The 14,338-nt window shown below is 58.8% G+C and carries 29 protein-coding genes; 18 read left to right on the forward strand and 11 right to left on the reverse strand.

From position 1 onward, the window contains the following. Positions 1 to 102: 102 nt before the first annotated feature. The 8 genes from EGM97_RS21910 to EGM97_RS21945 form a co-directional block, all read right to left on the reverse strand. Positions 103 to 624 (reverse strand): hypothetical protein, encoded by a 522-nt coding sequence (locus EGM97_RS21910; protein WP_238962229.1) that lies wholly within the window; start codon positions 622 to 624, stop codon positions 103 to 105. After that, entirely contained in the window at positions 621 to 824 is a 204-nt protein-coding gene (locus EGM97_RS21915) for a hypothetical protein (protein WP_238962228.1), read from the reverse strand. The genes EGM97_RS21910 and EGM97_RS21915 overlap by 4 nt, the downstream gene beginning before the upstream one ends. Then, complete coding sequence (locus EGM97_RS21920; protein WP_238962227.1) at positions 821 to 988, reverse strand: hypothetical protein; 168 nt, start codon at positions 986 to 988, stop codon at positions 821 to 823. Before EGM97_RS21920 ends, EGM97_RS21915 begins: the two co-directional genes overlap by 4 nt. A gap of 44 nt (positions 989 to 1,032) precedes the next feature. Next, positions 1,033 to 1,458, reverse strand: coding sequence for a hypothetical protein (locus EGM97_RS21925; RefSeq protein WP_238962226.1), 426 nt, complete (start codon positions 1,456 to 1,458; stop codon positions 1,033 to 1,035). A gap of 296 nt (positions 1,459 to 1,754) precedes the next feature. Beyond that, on the reverse strand, positions 1,755 to 2,168 hold the full coding sequence (locus EGM97_RS21930) for a hypothetical protein (protein ID WP_238962225.1): 414 nt from the start codon (positions 2,166 to 2,168) through the stop codon (positions 1,755 to 1,757). Between the two features lie 43 nt (positions 2,169 to 2,211). Beyond that, a complete protein-coding gene (locus EGM97_RS21935; RefSeq protein ID WP_238962224.1) occupies positions 2,212 to 2,397 on the reverse strand; it encodes a hypothetical protein in 186 nt (61 codons plus the stop codon). 462 nt (positions 2,398 to 2,859) lie between these two features. Beyond that, positions 2,860 to 3,075, reverse strand: a complete 216-nt coding sequence (locus EGM97_RS21940) for a hypothetical protein (protein WP_238962223.1) — start codon at positions 3,073 to 3,075, stop codon at positions 2,860 to 2,862. A gap of 51 nt (positions 3,076 to 3,126) precedes the next feature. Further along, positions 3,127 to 3,618 carry an HNH endonuclease gene (locus EGM97_RS21945; protein ID WP_238962222.1) on the reverse strand — a complete coding sequence of 164 codons (492 nt, stop codon included), beginning with the start codon at positions 3,616 to 3,618 and terminating at the stop codon, positions 3,127 to 3,129. Between the two features lie 499 nt (positions 3,619 to 4,117). Between EGM97_RS21945 and EGM97_RS21950 the strand changes: the two genes are divergently transcribed. Continuing rightward, complete coding sequence (locus EGM97_RS21950; protein WP_238962221.1) at positions 4,118 to 4,426, forward strand: DUF1654 domain-containing protein; 309 nt, start codon at positions 4,118 to 4,120, stop codon at positions 4,424 to 4,426. Positions 4,427 to 4,479: 53 nt separating this feature from the next. Here the strand turns inward: EGM97_RS21950 and EGM97_RS21955 are convergent, their stop codons facing one another. Together EGM97_RS21955 and EGM97_RS21960 are read right to left on the reverse strand one after the other, a co-directional pair. Then, entirely contained in the window at positions 4,480 to 4,791 is a 312-nt protein-coding gene (locus EGM97_RS21955; RefSeq protein WP_238962220.1) for a hypothetical protein, read from the reverse strand. 10 nt (positions 4,792 to 4,801) lie between these two features. Beyond that, on the reverse strand, positions 4,802 to 5,494 hold the full coding sequence (locus tag EGM97_RS21960; RefSeq protein WP_477788855.1) for a S24 family peptidase: 693 nt from the start codon (positions 5,492 to 5,494) through the stop codon (positions 4,802 to 4,804). Positions 5,495 to 5,739: 245 nt separating this feature from the next. On the opposite strand from EGM97_RS21960, the gene EGM97_RS21965 reads away from it, so the two are divergent. From EGM97_RS21965 to EGM97_RS22045, 17 genes are all read left to right on the forward strand, one after another. Then, entirely contained in the window at positions 5,740 to 5,988 is a 249-nt protein-coding gene (locus EGM97_RS21965) for a transcriptional regulator (protein ID WP_238962218.1), read from the forward strand. Between the two features lie 29 nt (positions 5,989 to 6,017). Beyond that, positions 6,018 to 6,218 carry a hypothetical protein gene (locus tag EGM97_RS21970; RefSeq protein ID WP_039012569.1) on the forward strand — a complete coding sequence of 67 codons (201 nt, stop codon included), beginning with the start codon at positions 6,018 to 6,020 and terminating at the stop codon, positions 6,216 to 6,218. Positions 6,219 to 6,237: 19 nt separating this feature from the next. Further along, complete coding sequence (locus tag EGM97_RS21975; RefSeq protein WP_477788851.1) at positions 6,238 to 6,450, forward strand: hypothetical protein; 213 nt, start codon at positions 6,238 to 6,240, stop codon at positions 6,448 to 6,450. Between the two features lie 82 nt (positions 6,451 to 6,532). Then, a complete protein-coding gene (locus tag EGM97_RS21980) occupies positions 6,533 to 7,390 on the forward strand; it encodes a BRO-N domain-containing protein (protein ID WP_238962217.1) in 858 nt (285 codons plus the stop codon). Beyond that, entirely contained in the window at positions 7,390 to 8,187 is a 798-nt protein-coding gene (locus tag EGM97_RS21985) for a hypothetical protein (protein WP_238962268.1), read from the forward strand. Before EGM97_RS21980 ends, EGM97_RS21985 begins: the two co-directional genes overlap by 1 nt. Next, positions 8,184 to 8,897 (forward strand): replication protein P, encoded by a 714-nt coding sequence (locus EGM97_RS21990; RefSeq protein WP_238962216.1) that lies wholly within the window; start codon positions 8,184 to 8,186, stop codon positions 8,895 to 8,897. The genes EGM97_RS21985 and EGM97_RS21990 overlap by 4 nt, the downstream gene beginning before the upstream one ends. Beyond that, positions 8,894 to 9,715 (forward strand): hypothetical protein, encoded by an 822-nt coding sequence (locus EGM97_RS21995; protein ID WP_238962215.1) that lies wholly within the window; start codon positions 8,894 to 8,896, stop codon positions 9,713 to 9,715. Before EGM97_RS21990 ends, EGM97_RS21995 begins: the two co-directional genes overlap by 4 nt. Then, positions 9,712 to 9,951 carry a hypothetical protein gene (locus EGM97_RS22000; protein WP_238962214.1) on the forward strand — a complete coding sequence of 80 codons (240 nt, stop codon included), beginning with the start codon at positions 9,712 to 9,714 and terminating at the stop codon, positions 9,949 to 9,951. The genes EGM97_RS21995 and EGM97_RS22000 overlap by 4 nt, the downstream gene beginning before the upstream one ends. Then, positions 9,944 to 10,414, forward strand: coding sequence for a NinB/YbcN family protein (locus tag EGM97_RS22005; protein ID WP_238962213.1), 471 nt, complete (start codon positions 9,944 to 9,946; stop codon positions 10,412 to 10,414). Before EGM97_RS22000 ends, EGM97_RS22005 begins: the two co-directional genes overlap by 8 nt. Continuing rightward, positions 10,411 to 11,037, forward strand: a complete 627-nt coding sequence (locus EGM97_RS22010; RefSeq protein ID WP_238962212.1) for an adenylosuccinate synthase — start codon at positions 10,411 to 10,413, stop codon at positions 11,035 to 11,037. The genes EGM97_RS22005 and EGM97_RS22010 overlap by 4 nt, the downstream gene beginning before the upstream one ends. Next, on the forward strand, positions 11,034 to 11,669 hold the full coding sequence (locus EGM97_RS22015) for a recombination protein NinG (RefSeq protein WP_238962211.1): 636 nt from the start codon (positions 11,034 to 11,036) through the stop codon (positions 11,667 to 11,669). Before EGM97_RS22010 ends, EGM97_RS22015 begins: the two co-directional genes overlap by 4 nt. After that, positions 11,666 to 12,247, forward strand: coding sequence for a hypothetical protein (locus EGM97_RS22020; protein WP_238962210.1), 582 nt, complete (start codon positions 11,666 to 11,668; stop codon positions 12,245 to 12,247). The genes EGM97_RS22015 and EGM97_RS22020 overlap by 4 nt, the downstream gene beginning before the upstream one ends. Positions 12,248 to 12,392: 145 nt before the next feature. Further along, positions 12,393 to 12,695, forward strand: a complete 303-nt coding sequence (locus EGM97_RS22025; protein WP_238962209.1) for a hypothetical protein — start codon at positions 12,393 to 12,395, stop codon at positions 12,693 to 12,695. Between the two features lie 268 nt (positions 12,696 to 12,963). Further along, complete coding sequence (locus EGM97_RS22030; protein ID WP_028236772.1) at positions 12,964 to 13,293, forward strand: hypothetical protein; 330 nt, start codon at positions 12,964 to 12,966, stop codon at positions 13,291 to 13,293. After that, positions 13,290 to 13,634 carry a hypothetical protein gene (locus EGM97_RS22035; RefSeq protein WP_238962208.1) on the forward strand — a complete coding sequence of 115 codons (345 nt, stop codon included), beginning with the start codon at positions 13,290 to 13,292 and terminating at the stop codon, positions 13,632 to 13,634. Before EGM97_RS22030 ends, EGM97_RS22035 begins: the two co-directional genes overlap by 4 nt. Positions 13,635 to 13,687: 53 nt before the next feature. Then, positions 13,688 to 13,900 carry a hypothetical protein gene (locus tag EGM97_RS22040; RefSeq protein WP_238962207.1) on the forward strand — a complete coding sequence of 71 codons (213 nt, stop codon included), beginning with the start codon at positions 13,688 to 13,690 and terminating at the stop codon, positions 13,898 to 13,900. Then, positions 13,897 to 14,088, forward strand: coding sequence for a hypothetical protein (locus EGM97_RS22045; RefSeq protein WP_238962206.1), 192 nt, complete (start codon positions 13,897 to 13,899; stop codon positions 14,086 to 14,088). The genes EGM97_RS22040 and EGM97_RS22045 overlap by 4 nt, the downstream gene beginning before the upstream one ends. A 6-nt stretch (positions 14,089 to 14,094) precedes the next feature. Here the strand turns inward: EGM97_RS22045 and EGM97_RS22050 are convergent, their stop codons facing one another. Then, entirely contained in the window at positions 14,095 to 14,277 is a 183-nt protein-coding gene (locus EGM97_RS22050; protein WP_238962205.1) for a hypothetical protein, read from the reverse strand. Positions 14,278 to 14,338: the final 61 nt, after the last annotated feature.

Raw genomic sequence — 14,338 nt, forward strand, 5'->3', positions numbered from 1 at the left:
GGGACAATTGAGGCGGCTCGCACGAACCGCGCTGTTCTTGCTGGGTCATGTGCTCGAGCATTGCCAGGAGAATCGCGGTGCCGAGAATCCAGTACGTGACCTTCATGGCGTCACCTGCTTGCGGTAGCCGGCGTCATAGAGGTCAGCGCAGCTTTGACGACAAGGCAGCTCGCTGCAAACTTCCATCATTGCGCAGATTGCCGCCTCCCGCTCTTCCGCTGCGACCTCCTCGGGCGTGCGGATGGGACGTAGGCGATCTCCTGCTCGATACCCGCTGTAACTTCCGTGGTAATTGATGACAGCAAATCCCTCATCGTGGGCGATGACCTTGCACTTTTTCCAATGCGGTCCGCCGACTGAATATGCAGCGAACTCACACACAGTCCCAACAGGCGGCAGGCCTTCGCCGGTCCAGGGTGACGGGCGCAAGGTTTCATATCGAAACTGGTACCGGCGAGGATTGTGGAACGAACTCGATGCGCCGCCGCCATACGGGAATGGCTTCGACTGGTCCAATCGCTGATACTGCTCTTCGCCAACCCATACCTCACGTATTTCGCCGCCGAACGCATAAAGCGCGTGTGCAATCACCCATTCCGGCGCCTTGCTCCAATCGATATTCATGCCTTCACCTCGTAAGCGACAGTCCATTCACCGCACAGGCAAGCCCGGCCACACCAGGCATGGACGTTAGGAATGCCGGCGTCATGAGCCAGCGAGAGGGCACCCAGCCACTTTTCGTGGGTGAAGGCCAGGATCATACGGTCGGCGGGCAGTTCTTCGATTTGCTCGTCGATCAGGGATTTCACGATGGGAGTGGTCATGCCGAAACACTCTTGAGGTGGTCGTTGCGCTCGCAGAATTTCAAGTCCAGCTTGTCGCGGTAGGCATTGGCCTGATGGCGCGGGATGAGCTCGACGAACTCGGCCATTTCGATCATGCCCATGACGAAGGTGCGGTCAGGGATTGGCGTACAGGACCGGGCCATCTTTGCGATTTCCAGATCCAGGCGGGATGTTGCGATTGGATGTTTCACAGCTCGTTGTCCTCTGCCTGGGCGATCAGGGCGTCATCGGCCAAGGGCTCAAGTAGGGCCTGGGCGATTTCGCCGAGCTTGCCGAAGGGGTGGTCGCTGGGGCCGAGTAGCTCAGCCACGGCATTCTGGTCGGGCTTGTCGTCGCTGGTGACCAGCAGCCAGCCCAAGGCCGGTGAGTTGACCTCGCAGTCTGCCAGCCGGTTGTTCGCGTGCTCGTCCACGGCCAGGGCCAGGTCGGCGACGGTGACAACCCTCGCTTGATGCCAGCGGCGCTGGACCTTCACGTCCATGCGGTGCCGGACAAGCTGCTCGACCGCGTTGTATAACCACTCAGCCCGAGCAACCTCCCGTGAGCTCTCGCTCACCATCGGAGGCAACTGCGCGTCGTACATGGCCTGACAAATCTTCAGTGCTGCGTTCATGCTGCCTCCGGCCAATGGCGTTCGATGCTCTCTTTTGCGTAAATGGACAGCCGCTCGTAACTGTTCACCCCACCGCAACCGGGCATGGTCCCTTCCAGCTCGACGCAGGCGCGGATGTCACAGCGGAGCGAGCACACCCAGCCGCCGTAGTAGCACTGGTGGACTTCACCTTTCGGCTCAGGGTGATAGGCGAGGCCGCCTTTCCAAAAAGGCGATCCGCGCAACTTGAGGCCGCACCCTCGGCACACCGCTTGAGTTTCAGTACAGCTATGCATGGCGACCTCCAGTGTTTGGGGTTAGGCGGCGTCAGCGCTGGACTCTGCGTTCGGCTCGTCCTTGTCGTACTTCTCGCCGCAGAACATGCAGTAACTGCCGAGCATCGACACGTCCTGTTTCTTGCGCTGGAACCCGTTGCCTTTCTTCTTGGGCACCTCGTACTCGATGTGCAGGTTCAGCTTGTTTTTCATGCTGACGGTGCCGCCCATGAGCCAGGCGAACCCTTGCAGCTCGACAGAGAAGTCGCGGGAGCCTTCTGGCAGCTTCGCGCGGATCTTTTCTTTTGCGGCTGCTTCAACTTCGGTTGCGCAATTGCACATGCTGGTTTCCTCATTGGTTGATCCAACAAATTCCGGCTGCACACGATCATTCCGCTGGTTGCCGTTGGGCGCGGTGTCATGTGCATGCGGGATTGGTCGGGGATTTTCAGGCATGAAAAAGCCCGCTGTGTTGCGGGCTCTTGTGAATCGTCGCCGGTTACTGCCGGGCGAGGTCTATCAGGCGCTTAGCTTCCAGAGCCGGTGTATCGTTATCGCGCTCCGGCGTCCATGGGTCGTCCGGAAAACTATATTCGGACTCCATAAAGCCAGCGTATTTCTCATACAGGCTTTCAAGCGCCGCAAGCAGCTCGGGCGCCATCTTCTGCAACTCTTTGCTTGTCATCGTTGATCCCTCTGATTACATCAGGTCAGCTTAGAGCGTTTGCGCTGCCTGGGGAATTCCGCATGTGCGGGCAGAATCCAATTTATCCCCGGCAGGTAGGGTAAGGATTCGGGCCCCTGCCGTTTGTTGCGATGGTGATGCAGATGCCCGGTGCTGATCTCCGGGTTGGTGGACCGAGTCGCTGTTATTAAGTTGGCCCGCGTTACTCCACCGCTTGGGCATTTCGTTTGCGCATCAGCGTGCGCCCTCATCCGCATCGGGGTGTGATCTGCCGTCCGGGGTAGCCTGTCCGGATTACCGGTTAAAACCTGCTAAATCACCTGCCGCCAATTCTGAGGGCATATGTTTTGAGGTGCAGACAGATCACACCCCGATGCGCTCTCATAGAGAGGATCGGGCAGTTAACGACAGGCTGTCGCGGAGTAGGTCCATGCATTCCGTTTCAAGCGCTGCGAATGACAGCTACTCGGTTTGCAGCGGAACCTGATCCTCTTTCAGCATCAACCCTCGCTCAATGCAGAACTGCAGCTCCGCGTCGTATCCGGCACGGTTCAGCACTTGCTGATCGTTCTGGTCATAGATCGCTCGGTGGTGGCCGGCGCCGCTCTTGCGCGGCGTTCGCTCAACCGTATAGCCGTGGCGCTGGAAGCAGCCGTTGGGGCTGTTTGGGGCTGGCATCGTCTTGCCCTCCAGGGCGGTTGATTTCCCGTCTGGCCCTGTCGCCAAGGCCTAAACGTGTCTGGCGAACTCTCCGTGTAGCCGGTTTCGCAATTCAGTTGCAGCACGCCCTGCGTCTTCAAGGCTCGAAAAGTAGCCGCCCTGATGAATCGCTCCGGAAGTCCTCGCCTGTACGTGCCATTTTTCTTTAGTGCTGCACCAACTCACCCCTTTGATTCCGGAGCGATTAGCACGGCGGACTGGCTGGTTATGCTGATTCTGTGAACCGCTGCAATCACGAAGGTTGGCGATTGCGTTATTGCTGCGGTTGTTGTCGATGTGGTCGATCTGTGCTGCCGGCCAAACTCCGTAATAGAGAAGCCACGCAACGCGGTGGGCCTGGTAGCGCTCGCCATCAATTTTGATTCGGTGGTATCCGCGATTTGACTGACTGCCAGCCGCAGCGCCTGGTATCGATCGGCTATTCACCGATTTGCGCCAAGTGAGAATTCCGGTAATTGAGTCGTATTGAAGAAGCTCATTCGCTCGTTCAAGAGTCAGCATCTCTTTGCCTCATCCGTTGATTTCCAATGCCGCCTCGATAGAAGCGGCATCAGTAAATCTGTGGGCGTTACTCGCGCCTCCTACCGGGTCATTCGCCAGTTCGGTCAACACCTCGTCCGCCGTCGCAGTTCTGCGCGTTGGTAGCCTTTCGGGGCTATCGGATCGCCGGTCGCCAGTAGTGGCAGCGCGATTTTGTTCACCTGACTTCCTCTCGCCCCACAGGTGTGGCCGGGGCTGACCTCCCAGCGTGAGCCGGGTAATCGTTTATGGCGCGGGTTGTTAAAGAGCGGCGGGTCTGTTGAGGCCCTGGCGAGTCGCTGTGGCGTCTCGATGGATGAACAATAAGCCAATGCCTAATTTATGTAAATAGGTAATGCCTAATTTTTTTGATGTTTTTTCTCCATGAAGAATTGCCCTACGAGCAGGGGTTACTTTTCCGCTCCGCTGCGATAGGCTTTGCTAAACCTGTATGGATATACAGCAATCTAGGAGGTGTGGAATGGCGAAACAGGCGGACAAAAAAGAAGCATCCCAGCGGGAAATGACCGGCCTAGAGAGGCTCGGCTTGAGGGTGTCGAATATGATCAACCACCCCGTGGCGCAGATTCAGCGCTGGGTGACGATTCACCGCCTGGACACGGACGGAGATCGGGAGTGGGATGAAGTGATGGACTTGCTATCCGAAACTGACGGCATTGACATGACGTTTAACGACGATGGGTCGGTGACGCTGAGGTGGGAGGCTAGAACCGAGGAAGAGCAGCCTGTTTGGGTTGATGAAGTAGCGGAGGAGCCAGCACCTTTTTGAATGGCAGAAAAAGCCCGCTCTTAGGCGGGCTCTTGGATCTGAGAGCTTTTGCGCTACTGGAAAAACAAGATGCTGAGGATTCCGGTGACCGCCGCCATCGCAAGTATCACGCCGCCCCAGGCCGCGAACATCCCACCTCCTTCACGAAGGGAAGATCGGAAATCGCTTAAGTTCGTTAACTTCCCTTCCGCAATGCGAAGGCTAAGCGAGATCACCACGAAGAACCCCGGAAAAAACAACCATACGACCCATAAACGAATCGCTTTTGGGAAAGCCTGAGCGAGCAGCCCAAGCGAAAGGACGAGCATCACAGAAAGCACGGTAATGGCAATTGCGCCGCGCCATGCACTGACCTTTTTATTCATGCGTGATCACTCATACGAGATTCGCATTCCACACCAGCAGCACCCGGGCCTGGATATAGGTTTCATCTGCGCGGATCGTCCGCGCCGGATGCAGAGCGTTGTCCGAGATCATGGAGAGCTGGTCGTCCCCTATCCACTGGAGCCGCTTGATGTACAGGTGGCCGTCCCAGGTGAACATGTAAATCCCATCCCCAACGAACTCCCTGATGCTGACGTCCACCAGTAGTGGGTCACGGTGCTTGATGGTCGGCGCCATCGACTGGCCCCAGCCCGTCACCATCTTGAGGTGGAAATGCTCTTTGAACTCCACGCCCATCTCGCGTAGATGCTGAGGGCTGACCCGGATGTCCTGGAGCATTTCAGGATAGTCGTGCGGGATCTGCCCTCCGCCCATGGCGGCCCGGACGTCATAGTGGGCGATCCACACCTCATCACCGACCGCACCTGGGCGGTAGTAGTCCAGTTCGATTACGCCGCCGCCATCGTCAGCCTCGGCGGCAGCCAGCAGCCGACGACGAGACTCTTCGGAAAGCCCTTTCCCTTGCGTTGACAGCATGCCGCGAACCAGCTCGGCCGCAGAAAGGGCAGGGGCTTGGTCGCCACGGGCACTCAGATCATCGGGGATGTTTTCGTAGGAGAAGCCTGGCCGCAAGCCCCAGTGCTCAGGGCCAACGACATCGGCGAAGTAGGCGATAACCCCCATCAGCTTCGATTTGTCGATGCGGCCGAATTTTACCCAGCCCTGTACCGACGGAGGCTTCACCGAGAAGTCGTCTGCGAGCTGTTTCTTCGATACGCCTTTAGCGATCCGCGCGGCCTCGATGGCGGCGCCTAATTCTGGTCCGGTAAGCATTGCCTAATTAGGCCTATCGGCATGCCGATTAGGCAATGGCTTGTATGTGATAAGGTAATGCCTTATATTCATCCAAAATCTCCAGGAGAGAACTCATGAAATCAGCAGAAGCAGCCAAAGAAGCATCCCGCTTGCTGGGCAGCCAGGCGGAGATGGCGCGCCTGCTGCGGGTAACTGCGCCGACCGTGAACCAGTGGTGTTCCGGGGAGCGGGCAGTCCCGGCGAAGCGTGCCCTGCAAATCGAGGCCTTGACCGAAGGCCAGATCAAGAAGGCCGACCTTTGTCCGTCGTTTCCCTGGGCGCAGATCAGTGCTGCACCGAACCAATCCCTTTCAGCCGCTTAAACCACCTCAACAGCCAGGAGCATCGAAGCATGTACATGGACCCCAATCAAAAGCGCGCCATCCCGGTGAAGGTTCGATTCGAACCAGTGCTTGATCGGATTCTGCGTAAAGCCGCCACGAAGACCCGCATGCAGCACGCGACCTACCTGTACGAAATCATCGAATGGGCCGTAGCCAACGGCGTGATCGAGGAACTGATGCAGGACAAACAAGAAGATATCGCGGGCTGAAGCCCCTTTGGAGGGCCAAATGACCGTAGAGCTTGAAAGGCTGCCTCCGCAGACGCGAAAGCGGGTGGAGGAACTGATGCGCGTGAACGGCTGGAACTTCAGCCGTGCCATCAACGAAATGACGGAGACCGCCATTGCCTGTGGCGCGCTTTCCGAAGTGGGGAGGAAGAAGGCCCAGGTCCTTCAACTGGTGCCCCCAATGAGGGCCTCAGGCAGGGACTCTTCGGGGTAACCCAGAGGGCCTCTGCCAAATTCGAGACGAAAAAAAGCCGGGATTGCGGCCCGGCTCTCTTGAAACACTTGTGGAGCAAATCATGCACCAATCAACCAAAACGATCAATACCTCGGCCAATGTCGCGACACGTTTTGCCGGATCTGAAAACGTGTCGCGCGGTTCCTCTGTGATTCCGTTCGATTTCGACGGCTCCGCGATCCGTGTAATCACCGACAAGCTCGGCGATCCCTGGTTTATCGCCCGCGACGTCGCCGACGCGCTTGGCTACTCCAAACCTGAGAACGCTGTGGCCCGCCACTGCAAGGCCGCAACCACTACCCCGAAACAGGGTGGTGGTTTCATGACCATTATCCCGGAGCGCGACCTTTACCGTCTGGTGATGAAGTCGAAGCTTCCTGCCGCCGAGAGATTCGAAGAGTGGGTCGTGGGCCAGGTCCTGCCGAGCATTCGCAAGACAGGCAGCTTTTCTGTTCAGCCAACCAACAACGCGAAGGTAGTCGGCGAGCTTGCGATTCTTGAGTGCTTTGACCGTCTGCTCAAGCCGGCACCATCGAGCAAGATGATGATGCTCGCCAAGATCGCCGCCAACAACGGCCTCGACGCCAAGTTCCTGCCCGGCTACGCGATCGACGCTGCGCCTGACGCCGCTGGCGGCTCCTCAATGCCTACGAAGTCTGCCACGGCCTTACTGAAGGATTGCGGCATCCGTTGCGCGCCTGTGTCCTTCAACACTGCCCTGGCTGCCCATGGCTTCCTCAAGCAGCTCCAGCGCAAGAACTCCAAGGGCGAAATGGTTCCGTTCTGGTCGGTGACTGAAAAGGGCCTCCAGTACGGCAAGAACCTCACCAGCCCCCAATCCCCACGCGAGACGCAGCCTCATTGGTATGTCGATCGCTTTCCTGAGCTTGCCGAGCTTGTCGGCAAAGGACGTCCATGATGGCCCGCTCCAGAAACATAAAGCCGGGGTTCTTTTCGAACGAACACTTGGCCGAGGTGGATTTCGCCACCCGATTGCTATTCATTGGACTTTGGACCGAGGCCGACAGGGAAGGGCGCCTGGAAGACCGTCCGCGCCGTCTGAAAATGGCCCTGTTCCCGGCGGACAATGTCGACATCGAAAAGATGCTAGCCGACCTGGATCATTTGGGGTTCATTGTTCGGTACACCATTGGATCATTCAAGGCTATCCAGATCGTGAACTGGTCGAAACACCAGAACCCTCACGTCAAAGAAGCCAAGAGCACCATCCCTGCAATGCCTGATTTAGAGCGGTGCCCGGTAAAGACTGGTGCAAGCACGGTGCAAGCACCAGGCGAGTACAGTTCTTTCCCTGCTGATTCCCTCTCTCTTGATTCCGGATTCCTGATTCCTGATTCCCTTCCTCCGTCGCCAGCTCCGGTGGTGGTCGAGGACCTTTTCCCGAAGTTCTGGAAGCTCTATCCGCGCAAGGTCGGGAAGGACAAAGCGGAGAAGGCCTGGAGCAAGCTGAAGGTGACCCAGGAGCTGTTCGACCTGATGGTGGCGGCTCTGGCAAAGCAGGTGCTGACCCCGGACTGGCTGAAGGACAAGGGCCAGTACATCCCGCACCCGTCGACCTGGCTGAACGGTAAACGCTGGGAGGACGAAATTCCTGACGTCGCGAGCAACATCCACCCATTCGCTCCGCGCCGCCAGTCGAACGAGCCCGACTTCGACGACAAGACCTGGGCGCAGAATCTCATGGTGAGCCCATGAAGCCTGTCAATCAGCTCATGGCAGGCATGGGAAACCTCCCGCCCGTGGAAGCGCGCCAGCAGCTCCATGTGACACCAGACACCACGGAAGTGGTGAATGGACTGTTCCGCCGGCTGCGCGGCATCTTCCCCGCCTGGCGCCAAGCATGGCCTTCTACCGAGGCCCTGGCTTCTGCCAAGGAGGAGTGGATCAAGGAATTCGCGGCCCAGGGTATCCGCACTCTTGAGCAGATCGAGTTCGGTATCCAGAAGTGCCGCCGGCTCAAGAAACCATTCGCGCCCAGCGTCGGTGAGTTCATCGCCATGTGCACGCCGAGCCCAGAGGACTTTGGGATGCCGGTCGCTGCTGACGCGTGGGTTGAGGCACTGATGGGCGTTTACAGCCACGAAGCGGTGAAGCTGGCCGCTGAAGCGACTGGCGTGTTCGATCTGCGGGCTGCAAAGCAGGAGGACAAATCTCTGCGCGCCCGGTTCGAGCGCAACTACGAGGTGATCCTGCGCCGCGCCCAGGAAGGGAAACCGCTGGACGGGAAGATCGCCATCGGCATCAGCCACGACAGCCAGAAGACCGAGCTTGAGCGGGCTGAGGAATACGCCAGCCAACAACAGGCGCGATTGCTGGAAGTCCAGGCCATCCCATGCAGCGGGGCGGCTGCCCGTGCGCAGTTGATGGCGAAGTTTGGCAAGAAGAACAGGGAGCAACGGACATGACCATCGACAAGCAAAAACTCCAGAAGCTGCTGTGGGCCGAGGTGGCTGCCTGGAGCGCATCGTCTCCTGACTGGCTGGACAACTCCCAGGCGCTGGAGGAGTTCCTGGGCAAGCAGACGCTGGAGGAAGTGGCGTTGGAGCTGCTGGCCGAGAACGAACGGCTGGCTGCCAGTGTGAAATTAAATCTCTGTGACTACCCTGCGATTCACCAGGGGGATGTCGATCTTCTCGTGGCCTTCGTGACCGGCACTTCGCAGATGGAGCTTGCGAAAGTGCACGACTGCACGCCACCAAACATCAGTCGAAAGATTCGACGAGTCAAGGAGCGAATCGGCTGGCGCGAAGGGATGTCAGTTTCGGAAGTTCGCGATCGGGCCGAGCAGTTGCGTGCGCTCGCATCCCGAGGCGCGGTCGTAACTGCTGACCTCATGGTGGAGCATGACCAGCTCAAGGCCGAGAACGAGGCGCTGCGCAAGGACAAGGCGCGCCTGGACGCTATCGAGGCGGAATTCTGGGATATCCGACAATCAAGCCAACCGAATGGCGATGCAGGAGACAGTAGTGTCGGTATCGAAATCGTCGGACGCTGGCTGTCTGAGCCCTGCGAGCGTGTGATTGGCGAGAACTACAGCGAGAACCTGCGTGCCGCCATTGATCAGGCGATGAAGGCTCCCGGGTATCCGCCGGCTCGCCCTGAGTACCCCGAGTTCGACGACATACCGGATTTCACACCGGGGAACGGCAACAGCGCACGGCGCCGAGCTGCATCGCTGGGCATCGACTACGACGACGCCATGGGCAAGGGAGAGCAGCCATGACCGGTATGGCAAAAAGCGTTTTCACCATGCTGGAAAAGGTGTTCGCCGCTGAGATCGAAGGGCGCCTTCCGTATCAGACCAAATCCAAGTTGGCTGCCAAGATGGAAGAGTTTGGTTATTTGCAGTTCGGAAGTGAGCGTATGGGCATTGTCACCGTGTCTGGTTACTACCTGACTAACGCCGGGCGGCTTGCCTATTGCGAAGAGTGTCGGGACGTGGAGGTGCCCAATGGCTGACAAAATCTCCGTCAACTGCCAGGCCAAGCTCTCCGAGGCCATCACCAAGCTCAGCGCGATGTACCGCGACAAGAAGTTCGTGGTTGTCTCCCTGCGCCCGGGCAAGGACAGGACTTTGGACCAGAACGCTCTTTGGTTTGCAATGTACAAGCGGATTTCCGAAATGACCCAGATCGGCGACCCGGCCGACGCCCGCCGGTACTGCAAGCTTCACTTCGGCGTGCAGATCCTGCTGAACGAGGATTCGGGGTTTCAGGCAGCCTGGTACCGGGTGATGCGCCATCTGCCATACGAGGAGAAGCTGGCCTTGATGGGCGAGCACAAGTTGTTCGGCCCGGACGGCTTCCCGGTCACCAGCCTGTTCAATCGCGCCCAGGGCATCCAGTACACCGACCGCATGGTTGCGTACTTCACCGGCCAGGGCGTGGTTTTCAGTGACCTGCTGAGCGAGGTGGCTGCGTGAGTCTATTTCCGATGACGCATAACGACCTATGCCTGGTCGCCGTGAAATGGCTACAGCGCGCCAACAGCGCAGGTGGTCCCGGCTGCCATGTGGCGATAAGCGAGTGCCGTTCTGGTTGGACTGGTGAAATCCCCGACGCGATCGGCTTCCGCGCCGCGGGCTTCGATGACGGCTCTACGGTTGTCGAGTGCAAAACCAGCCGAGCGGACTTCCTCGCTGATCGCAAGAAAGCCCACCGCGCCACTGGGGGGCTGGGCAACTGGCGGTATTTCATGGCACCTGCTGGGCTCATACGTGCCGACGAGTTGCCGGAAGGATGGGGGTTGCTGGAGGTAAATCAGCGAGGACACGTCAAGGCGATTGCCGGACTGGCCGTCTCCTATCGGGAAGGCAACGGCCTCGACATGCGCGAGCAAACGAAAATCTGGCGTCATGAGGCTGATCGCGACCGCGAGCAATTCTTGCTGGTGAAGCTGCTTAGCCGGGTTGGCGATGTCGAGAAGATGAATCGCAACCTGAAGTCAGCCTACGCCGAACAGCAGCGGCTGGCCATGCGGGTCAACGAGCTCAACGAGCAGATACGGAACAACGGACTTCGTCGTTTCGCGAGAGGTGCCGCATGAAGCGCACCCCACTACAGCGCAAAACCCCACTCAAGTCCGGCGGCCCACGCCGAAAGCGCTGCCCGGAATGCCGCGTGATGTACGCGCCCGCCCGAGAATCGCAAGCGGTGTGCGGGGAGATCGCATGCGCCATCGCTCACGCCCAGTCGGAAAAGGGAAAGGAAACCGCCCGCAAGTCCCTGGCCCAAGTCGAGCGCCGGGAGATCAAGGCTCGCAAGGAGAAGCTGAAGAGCAGGGCGGACCATTTGCGCGAAGCCCAGTCTGCGGTGAACGAGTACGTCCGCCTGCGTGACGCACGCCTGCCTTGCATCAGTTGCGACTCGATGCCGAACGACAACGACCTGATGACCGGAAGTCGCTGGGATGCCGGCCACTACCGATCCGTCGGCGCCTGCCCGGAGCTGCGCTTCGAGCCGCTGAACATTCACCGCCAGTGCGTGAAGTGCAACCGCAACCTGTCCGGGAACGCTGTTGAGTACCGAATCCGGCTGGTGCTGCGCATCGGCGCCGACAAGGTGGCCTGGTTGGAAGGGCCTCATGAGCCCCGCAAGTACACCGTGGAAGAAATCAAAGCCATCAAGGCCGAATACCGGGCCAAGACCCGCGAACTGAAGAAGGGGCACGCAGCATGAAAATCAACTCAGCGCGCCAGGCGTGGCATGACTGCAATTACAATCCGGCCCCCGGCCAAGCATCGGATACCGAAGTGCTCGGCGTGGTAGTGCAGAAGACAGAGCGCGGTCCGACGGCCAACCATGCCGTTCATGGGGCTCTGGCGGGTCACATTCAGTCAGCAATCGCCCGGCTTCACCCACAGATCCGCGTGTTCGGGGATTACATGTACGCCGCCGCCCAGAGCGACGATATTCGGGAGGCGGCGGAGGAGGTGGTGTTTCTACTGGTGCAAAGCCGGTCTCCACGGATGACGGCGGCCAAGCGCGAGAAGCTGGAGTATGTGGTGAAGGGGGTGCTTCGCCGGTACCGCTACATGCACCAAGGCGGTCAGTCGGCCAACGAGGACCCGCTCGCTAACGCGGAGAAATTCCGGGCCTGGATGTGGCAGGTCTACGAAGTGCGCCTGGAGTCGTGCAACTGGGAGAGGGATTGGGGCGGCATGCTGCAGTTGATCTTTGAGTGCTGCGAGGATCTGGACCGGCGCGCATTAAGCCCGATTGCAGCGGTGATCTACGAAATGCGCGAGGCCGCTTGAGGGCCTATTGCGTTCCCGTGCGGCTCATGGCATGATTTCGCCACTGTTAGAGTTTTGCCTCCGGCAACTTACTCTAGAAACACCAAGCCCGGCCACTGCGCCGGGTTTTTTATTGCCCAAAGAAACCCACCAGAAGGAATGCCGAATGGTTAAGCGACTCTCTGCTTGTCTGGGCCTGGCGCTTGCCGCCTGCCTGTCCTTTTTCTCCATGTCGGCACTCGCCGAACCCCTGACCAGTGCTTACCGCGTCGCGTACGTGATGGCTGAGCCTCAAGGCGTTGCACTCCAACGCATGGAGCTGACCCTCGCCGTGTGGCGAACGGGTGGTGACTCCACTGACGAATCCCTGGCATCAAACCTGCGCGCATCCAGCAATCACTTCGTGATGGCCTCGGCCGATCCGGCACCTGAAGGCGTTGGCGTTGGTGCCGGCCTTTCGCGCGGCTAAATACGCCTGGAAGCAACAGAAAAGCCCGGACATATGCGCCGGGCTTTTTGTACCTCCGAGGAAAGCCGCTCCCCAGTGGCAGCTTTTCCGGATGTATAGACCCTATTCAGGGCCTCGACATGATTGAGCCCTTTCGTTTTCGGCCCCACCACGCCCATCGCTCTGAGCTGGGAGTGCTGCTGGGGCTGATCTATTCGCCGCTGCTCCCCAGCGTTTGGCCGATCACACCGGCCTTTTTCTTCCATCATGCACAGTCGGAGTCGAAGGCATGGAGTTTCTACAGCGCCTGTTCGATAAGCTCGACTGGGCTTTTGCCGGACTGCTCGGCGCAATCGCCGCCAGCTTCTGGCACCGCGATGACCTGGTAGACCGAAAGGCCTGGGCCATCTTTATTTTCTCGGGCGCTGTCTGCGCCCATTACCTGACGGGCCTGATCAGTTCCTATTTCGGGGTGGTCGAGCCGCGCAGTGTTGCCGGTGTAGGGTTCCTCCTGGGGACCTTCGGCGGATCGCTTATCGCCGCCATCACCCGGGCCATCAAAGCCGCTGACCTCTGGGCGTTCATCCGCCAGCGGTTCGGGGGAGGCAATCCACCATGAATCTTGAACTGATCAACTCCATCGCCTGCGGCATGATCGCCTTGTGGGCGTTCTGGTGCGTGGTGAGCGGGAAGGTGAGGGACGGCATCCTCGGGAAGCTGATCTATTCGACGGTCGCCATCAGTGCCTATGTGGTTACGACTGGGCATAACAGCTTCCTCTTCGGCCCAACCGTCGCAGCGCTCACCCTTCACATTGCCCTGGCCCTGGCCGGCATCCGCCACCTGTTCATGGTCACTTACTGGCAACGGGTCAAGGCCTGGATCTGCCGGCACCTGAACTGCGAGCACTGCATGGGCTGTGACAAGGCGCCGGGTGGCGTCGAGCGGCGGAAATCGTAAGTCGCGACACGTTTCGCGAACTAGCAAATTGTGTCGCGACACTGGGGTGAAAAATGAAGGTCACGATCAATAACTTGCAAGGCCGCGCAGTGATCGCCTTCTATGCAGGCGAGGAGCTGGTGCATTCAGAAGTCTTTCAAGGCAAGACGTCCTCGCCCTACACCAGAACAAGCGTCTTTGAGGGATACTACGACAGCCACCAAGCGGTGATCGTGATGAGCGATCTAAGCAGTGAAGAGAGCTTTTGCTACGAGGTAGCGCCGTGAGCAACGTCACCCGCCTTCGGCACGCCCTCCCAATGAGTCAGGACATTAACAAGGCTCTGACCGAGCTGGATAACGCGATAGCCAAGGCAGTAGATGCCGCCAAGGCCGCTGGACTTCCCCAAGGCCTGATCGTTGCTGAGCTGCACGGACACGCTCACGCTCAAACACACATCATGGTGGTTCAGTAGTATTCCTCACGACTGCTGGTACTGCTCGTAAAGGCTCTTCAGTGCTTGCTCGTAGTCGTCGCTATTCAGAGTTGCTTGAAGTGCTGAAATCGCTTCCAAGGCGGTTGATTCAGCTTCGAAAGGATCCTTGTGAGAGTGGACAGCCCATTCTTTTGCAGCTTGGACGATGTCATCTTCAGTAATGCGCATGATTTGGCCTCCGTTAGGTGAGATCAAAACATAGTCCATCACCCAGTAATCGTAGGAATTT

The organism is Pseudomonas sp. AF32, assembly GCF_022342325.2.
Lineage (GTDB): Bacteria > Pseudomonadota > Gammaproteobacteria > Pseudomonadales > Pseudomonadaceae > Aquipseudomonas > Aquipseudomonas uvaldensis.